The 4,392-nt window shown below is 21.2% G+C and carries 1 protein-coding gene and 1 pseudogene; one reads left to right on the top strand and one right to left on the bottom strand.

Annotated elements, in window-relative coordinates; translation table 11 throughout:
* Nucleotides 1–67: 67 nt before the first annotated feature.
* On the top strand, nucleotides 68–3,871 hold the full coding sequence (locus ON17_RS01870; protein ID WP_152411663.1) for a hypothetical protein: 3,804 nt from the start codon (nucleotides 68–70) through the stop codon (nucleotides 3,869–3,871).
* A 328-nt stretch (nucleotides 3,872–4,199) separates the two neighbouring features.
* Here the strand turns inward: ON17_RS01870 and ON17_RS03565 are convergent.
* Nucleotides 4,200–4,392, bottom strand: a pseudogene (locus ON17_RS03565) (hypothetical protein); the annotation flags it as partial.

Below are 4,392 nucleotides of genomic sequence, written 5' to 3'. Positions count from 1 at the left end.
GATCTTGCAACTAAAATTAAAAAATTATTTTCTTTTTATTATTTGTCTTTTTTTATTATTTGTCTCTTTGATAAAAGTAAAAGCTTCACCGAATTATATTGACGAAATTTATAAACAAAGAAGAATAATTGAAGAAAACAAAGTCAAAAATGAAGAAACAATTAAAGAACCTGAAACACAAAAAGACCCTGTACCTTCTATTCATGAAAGTTTTATTAGAGTTTTTTCAAAAGAATTACAATCTTTAGGTTTGCATGTGGAATTAATTAAATCTGACACTAAAGAGAATAAAGTTAATAAACAAGAAACATCTGGACCATTTATTGATGAAATTTATAAACAAAGAAGAATAATTGAAGAAAACAAAGTCAAAAATGAAGAAACAATTAAAGAACCTGTTAAAAAAGAAGAAATTGTTGTAAAACAAGAATCATTTATTGACGAAATTTATAGAAAACAAAGAGAAGATTGCGAAATAGAAACTTCAAAACTTCAAGAAATATTTGATTATCTGCCTTGTCTTGATATTGTTTTAGAACAAAATAAGGATAAATATGAAGAATCAGAAATAAGAAAAGAATTTAATCGACTTTATAAAGAAATAAATAAGAATTCTTTAAATCAAGAAAACACAATCGAAACAATTTATAAACAAAGAAGAATAATTGAAGAAAACAAAGTCAAAAATGAAGAAACAAATGATAAACAACAAAGAAAAAAGTTTGAAGAAAAAGAAAAAAATAATTTAAAACCAATACAAATTGATTTTAAACATAATTACGGTTTAAAAAAGAATAATTATCCTTTAGAAAAATATTCAATTGATGAAACAAAAAACACAGCTAAAAGAGAACTGAATGATCTTAAACGTCCACAAATGTTTAGTCATTTTTTATCTCAAACAAATCAACAGTTTATTATAGAATTATACAATATTACCTTTAATGAAGAAATGGATTTCAAAACAATTCAAACAACATTAACTGATGATGCGTTCAAATACTTAACTTCAAAACGAGAAGAAATGCGTCAAATGATTTCCGACATTATAAGAGAAGTGAAAACACAAAATAATTTAACAGATGATGTTTTAGATAATGATTTTATTACAATATTTGGACAAAAATCTTTAGAATCATTGCAACCATTAAAGATTTCTATTTCTCTTGAGGAATACATTGATATAAATAAAAATGCAACTATTATGAGATCTAATATAATAGAAAAACAATTAAAAAAACAATTTAATGAAAATATTAAATTATTTTTGGAAAATTATCATAAACAATTACAAAATTTATTCAATATTAAAAAATTATGTATTGAAGTTGGTTTTTTAAATAGTTTAGTTGAAGATGGCACTAATACATCATATAAAACAAATTGGGCAGAGTTCAAAAACAAATTTGATAAAATAATTAAAAACAAATATTATGAAATAGATAACAAAATCAATAAAATAGATAAAACATATAAAGAACAAATGGAGTTTTTAGATAGTGATTTAAATAGAAAAAAACAGGAAATAGAAAGAAAATATGAATTAAATCCATCTTATTTTTATTCAAAAACTAAAGATGAAGAATTAGAAATTTTAAATAAAAATATTGACAGCGAAAAAGAAAAAATAAAAGATATATATTCAGATTTTACACAATTATTAGTTTATACAAAAGAAAGATTAGATTATATTAATAATTTTTTTCAAAATCAAATTGAAATTAAACCATTAAAAAAAGATTTTATATCATTTGTAGAGGGTTATTTAAAAAATATATCAAAATTGAAACAAAAACATGATTCACTTTATGATGAATTTTCGAAATATAAAAAAAATGAAGAAAATAAAAAAGAAGAATGGAAAAAAACAATAGAGAGAATTTCTTCTGATCAAGAAAATGAATATAATCAAGAATGGCGAAATAAAATAAATCAACTTCCCGATGAAGAACAAGAAAATATAGAGAAAGAAAAATATGAAAAAATAATAAAACATATTTCAGAGCGTTCAACAACAAAATTAAATGATTTTATTCAACAAGTAGATTCGACATTTAACAAATTCATCGATAAAAAAGGAAAAATTTTAAAACAAAATGAAAAAAAAGCAAATAAATTAAAAATTCGAAACGGAAATTTTATAAAAGATTATATTACGACAGATGATGCAGATAAGGTTGTTATTAAAGAAAATAAAAAAAATATTTCAAAAGATAAGGATAAAACAGTTCAAGAATTAAATTCAGAATTAAAATATTTAAATAAAAATAAATTTGATGATAAGAAATTGTATCGTTTAAAATTAAATAATGAATATAAGAAAGATTTCGAAAAATTAATTAATAATGAAAAAACATATTTAAATAATGATGTAATCCAAATTTGCGAAGAAGCAGATAAAATTGAACAAAAATTAATTAAAGACGATTCACAAAAATCTCAATTAGAACAATTTTCAAATAACATATCTTTAATTGTTTCTGGTAATAAAAATAATATGATTGATATTTTTGAGAAAATTAACAAAAGTAATTATAATTTCAAAAATATTATTAAAGAGTTACAAAAAAAAATAAATGAAATAAACAAACACGAAAAGGATTTAAGTAAATTTAATTTTCAAACACAACCATCGCTAACAAATAAAAACATAAAATCAATTGAAACATTATATGATTTAATAAAATTATTAAATAATGCATCAAATAATATAAATATTGTTGATGATGTAACAAATGTAATAAAACAAATAAAAGAAAAATTAATAAAAGAATACGAAGATGTTTTTAAAACATATGATGATCAAATACAAAAATCGCTAACAGAGAATAATGAACGATTAACTTCAATAAAAACAAATTTATCAATTTCACCATTTAATGAAGATAATTCGCAAAATATGAATGATTATTTTCAACATTATATAGACAAAATACAAACATCATTAGATAATGAATTAAATAATACAAATATTGATAATGCAAGAGTAACAAATGAAAAATTAGTTAAAAAAATAGAAGAAATACAAAATGATTTAAAAAAACAATATAATGATGTTCATGATAACTTTGACAAAAAAATAGGAATATTAAAAGGTCAAATTGAACAAATAAAAATAGACTTAGAAGAAAAATTAAATTCGGTATTTCAGCAAATAAAAGAAAAAAAAGACACATTTGAATATATTAAATATGAAATTATAAATCAATCAAAAAAATTAGAAAAAAACTTAGAAGAAAAATTAGAAAAAGAAATAATGTCCAATGTGCAAAAAAATATTGAAGAAAATATTCAAAAATTGTATAAAGAGGATTCATGGAGTTCATTAACTTATCCATTTGTACAAATAAATAGTTATGATAATATTCCAAAAAGAATAACAGCTATACATGAATCAGGACATACTTTAACTTTTTTATATCATCTTAAAAAATGTCCGCAAAATGAAGAAGAAACAGAAGAAAATATAAAAAATAAAATAAAAGATTTTATAGAGAAAGTTACAATTAAACCTGATTCAGATGAAGGATATGAAGGATGTTTTTTTCATTTTCCATATGGTGATAACATAAGTAATATTCAAGTTAATTTAGCAGGTTTAGTTGCAGAATGTTTTATAGAAAATCATTCGATTAAAGATAAAACTGAATTCTATTCAGATTTTAATCATGCAAGAGTTAATTTAGAATCAATAATAGAAAAACAATCGGACAATCAACAATTCAGAAAACATATTGCTGAAGTAGAAAAGATTATTTTCCAAAATAGAAACGTTTTAATACAGTTGTGTAACGAATTATTAGAAAAAGAAACATTATCTTCAGAAAAAGATTTAGATTTTTTTACAACATTATATACAAACATCAAATAATTTATTAGACAAAAATAAAAAAAGCTAAAAAAGGACAAAACCAAGATTAACAAATTTAATAAATATACGACATTATTGAGTCAATCTAATTATTATCAGATAACCTTAATTAAAAATATTTATTGCGCTCTAAAAGTTAAGGCAACTTTTTTACTTTTTAAAAATTCTTTAAGACTAACTTTTAAGTTAGTCTTTTTTTTCTTTTATGGAGTCCACTGCAACAGATTGTTTGGGCTCCTATTCAAAAAAATAAAATAAACTATACTAATCCTTACATTAATATATATAGTGAATTTTTCAAAAAAGTAGCACTTTTTTGAAATTTTATTCAACTTTTATTTACTTTGGTTTTGACTGATGCAAATAATAAGACATCTTTGGCGCCCAGACCTTTGTTGTAGTTTATTTGGTTTAATTTGCCATATTTATCTTTTTTGTTTGAATTGAGTTGATGTAATTGTAAGATGTCTAATTTGTGAAGATTAATTTTGTCGATTAATTTTTTGATGGCGTTTTTAGAT

The sequence above is a fragment of the Poinsettia branch-inducing phytoplasma str. JR1 genome, from assembly GCF_000309465.1.
Lineage (GTDB): Bacteria > Bacillota_I > Bacilli_A > Acholeplasmatales > Acholeplasmataceae > Phytoplasma > Phytoplasma pruni.
The sequence above is the reverse complement of the archived record's forward strand: the minus strand, read 5'-3'. Positions and strand labels throughout refer to the sequence as shown.